At 50.4% G+C, this 2508-nt stretch carries 2 protein-coding genes; one reads left to right on the forward strand and one right to left on the reverse strand.

Features of this window, described 5'->3' with window-relative positions; genetic code table 11:
• Positions 1 to 133 precede the first annotated feature (133 nt).
• Positions 134 to 1090: an NAD-dependent epimerase/dehydratase family protein gene (locus tag HMPREF0673_RS05570; RefSeq protein WP_007899210.1), complete on the reverse strand. Its 957-nt coding sequence runs from the start codon at positions 1088 to 1090 to the stop codon at positions 134 to 136.
• Positions 1091 to 1269: 179 nt separating this feature from the next.
• Between HMPREF0673_RS05570 and kbl the strand changes: the two genes are divergently transcribed.
• Positions 1270 to 2457, forward strand: coding sequence for a glycine C-acetyltransferase (gene kbl / locus HMPREF0673_RS05575; protein ID WP_007899224.1), 1188 nt, complete (start codon positions 1270 to 1272; stop codon positions 2455 to 2457).
• Positions 2458 to 2508: the final 51 nt, after the last annotated feature.

The raw sequence follows: 2508 nt of genomic DNA on the forward strand, positions 1-2508 counted from the left end.
TCCTTGCCATACCCACGCAATCTAATTGTATGTAAACTTCGTGGATGGCAAGGATGCCATACATATACAAATTACATTATTTGTATCTAAGGCTGCGTGGGTATGGCAAGATGCCATACCCTCCTATATATCTTTATCCTTTGAGCTTGATTGTAAGCTTCTCAAGCATATCCTTTGTCATTGCGTCGAGGTCGTAAGCCGGACACCAGTCCCACTCCTCGCGAGCGCAAGTGTCATCCATGCGGTCTGGCCAGCTCTCGGCGATGCTCTGCTTCAATGGGTCTACGTCGTAAACCATCTCGAACTCCGGCTTGTACTTCTTGATAGCAGCGAACACTGTCTCTGGTGCGAAGCTGAGCGAAGCGATGTTAAACGCGTTGCGGTGTACGAGACGTGCAGGGTCTGCCTCCATAATGTCTACAGCAGCCTTCAATGCGTCGGGCATGTAGATCATGTCCATGAGTGTGCCCTCCTTAATCGGGCAGACGAACTTCTCGCCACGAACAGCCGAGTAGTAGATGTCTACAGCGTAGTCGGTTGTGCCGCCACCCGGAGGTGTTACGTAAGAGATAACGCCAGGGAAACGCACAGCACGAGTATCTACACCATATTTATTATGGTAGTAGTCGCTCAGCAGCTCTGTGGTGACCTTAGACACACCGTAGATTGTGCGCGGACGCTGAATAGTATCCTGCGGTGTGAGCATCTTCGGTGTGTTCAAGCCGAACGAACCTATTGAACTCGGTGTGAAAACTGCACAACCGTGCTCACGAGCCACCTCAAGGATGTTCCACAAGCCGTCGATACCAATCTTCCAAGCCAAACGTGGCTTCGACTCGGCAACGACAGAGAGCAACGCTGCGAGATTGTAGATGGTGTCGATGTTGTACTTCTTCACAACGTCAGCAATCATCTGTTGGTTTGTCACATCGCACTCTGCCATAGGACCAGCCTCAGCAAGCTCACCCGTTGGCTCTGCGCCCTTAATGTAACCAGCTACAACATTTGCGTTTCCGTAAATGCTTCTTAACTTCCTTGTTAGCTCAGAGCCAATCTGACCAGTAGAGCCAATAACCAAGATATTGTTCATCGTATATATATTTAAGCGTTTATGAGTACAAAGGAAAGAAAAATTTTTCACACGGCAATACAAAATCGTTCATTTTTTTTCATTACGCTAAAAAAACTACTATAAACATTTTCACGTATCAAAAATAATGAGTTAATTTGCACTTGTAATAACAAAAAACTTTTAAAATAACCTATCTCATGTACGGAAAAGTAAAAGAACATCTCGCTGCCGCTTTGGAGAATCTGAAGCAAGCAGGTCTCTACAAAGAGGAACGTATCATTGAAAGCCCTCAGCAGGCTGCAATCCAGGTAAATGGTAAGGAAGTGCTCAACTTCTGCGCCAACAACTATCTTGGTCTGTCTAACCACCCGCGCCTCATCGAGGGTGCAAAGAAGATGATGGATCGCCGCGGTTTCGGTATGTCGTCTGTACGCTTCATCTGCGGTACACAGGACATCCACAAGGAGCTTGAGGCTGCCATCTCTGAGTATTTCCAGACAGAAGACACCATATTATATGCTGCCTGCTTCGATGCCAACGGAGGCTTGTTCGGCTCGTTCCTCACCGACGAGGACGCAATCATCTCTGACGCGCTCAACCACGCTTCTATCATCGACGGCGTGCGTCTGTGCAAGGCTAAGCGCTACCGCTACGCCAACGCCAACATGGAAGAACTGGAGAAGTGCTTGCAGGAGGCTCAGGCTCAGCGTTTCCGCATCATCTGCACCGATGGTGTGTTCTCTATGGACGGCAACGTAGCTCCGATGGACAAGATCTGCGACTTGGCAGAGAAGTACGACGCTCTCGTAATGGTTGACGAGTCGCACTCGGCTGGCGTTGTAGGCGCAACGGGTCACGGTGTGAGCGAGCTTTGCAAGACATACGGTCGTGTGGACATCTACACAGGCACATTGGGCAAGGCATTCGGCGGCGCACTCGGCGGATTTACAACTGGTCGCAAGGAGATTATCGACATGCTGCGCCAGAGCAGCCGCCCATACCTCTTCTCTAACTCATTGGCTCCGTCTATCATCGGTGCAAGTCTTGAGGTGTTCAAGATGTTGAAGGAGGACAACTCTATCCACGATCGCCTCGTAGAGAACGTGAACTATTTCCGCGACAAGATGATGGCTGCGGGCTTCGACATCAAGCCTACACAGAGTGCCATCTGCGCCGTTATGCTCTACGATGCTCCGCTCTCTCAGCGCTACGCTAACCGCCTGCTTGAGGAAGGCATCTACGTTACGGGCTTCTACTACCCGGTTGTGCCGAAGGGCGAGGCCCGCATCCGCGTGCAGCTCTCTGCCGGTCACACACGCGAGCAGCTCGACAAGGCAATAGCTGCTTTCATTAAGGTGGGCAAAGAGCTTGGTGTGCTGAAGTAAAAGTAGCATGTACGTAGTTCGCGTCGGTCGGTGCAGACATCCGCGTCGGTC

This window comes from Leyella stercorea DSM 18206 (genome assembly GCF_000235885.1).
In the GTDB taxonomy this organism is placed as follows: Bacteria; Bacteroidota; Bacteroidia; order Bacteroidales; family Bacteroidaceae; genus Prevotella; species Prevotella stercorea.

Excerpts from the sequence above, each read along its gene's own strand:
- kbl (WP_007899224.1), top strand. The coding sequence starts at position 1,270 with ATGTACGGAAAAGTAAAAGAACATCTCGCTGCCGCTTTGGAGAATCTG.
- HMPREF0673_RS05570 (WP_007899210.1), bottom strand. The coding sequence starts at position 1,090 with ATGAACAATATCTTGGTTATTGGCTCTACTGGTCAGATTGGCTCTGAG.